The sequence below is a fragment of the Zavarzinella formosa DSM 19928 genome (assembly GCF_000255705.1).
In the GTDB taxonomy this organism is placed as follows: domain Bacteria; phylum Planctomycetota; class Planctomycetia; order Gemmatales; family Gemmataceae; genus Zavarzinella; species Zavarzinella formosa.
This window is the reverse complement of record NZ_JH636441.1, coordinates 6,605-6,860: the sequence shown is the minus strand read 5'-3', so window position 1 is coordinate 6,860 and position 256 is coordinate 6,605. Positions and strand designations below refer to the sequence as shown.

At 72.7% G+C, this 256-nt stretch carries 1 pseudogene; it reads left to right on the top strand.

Features of this window, described 5'->3' with window-relative positions:
• Positions 1–256, top strand: a pseudogene (locus BGIM_RS64865) (hypothetical protein); the annotation flags it as partial.

The following is a 256-nucleotide window of genomic DNA, read 5'->3' as shown; positions in this document are numbered from 1 at the left end:
CGGCGGCACGGTCAGCGCGCCCCTGGCCCTGGCGGTCGAAGGACTGGCCCACCTGTGGCCCGGCAAGGATTCCACCCGGGTCCTGTTCGTCGACGCGGACGACCACGCGCTCACCGCCAGCATGGTTCGGATCGCCCGGGATGAGGTGAGACTGGCGGGGACGACCGCCGTCCCCGCGCTGGGGAGTCAAGTCTGGCAGGAGCGGTTGATGGACGGGCTCGCCCGCCGCTTCGTGCTGCACTGCCGGCACGACCCC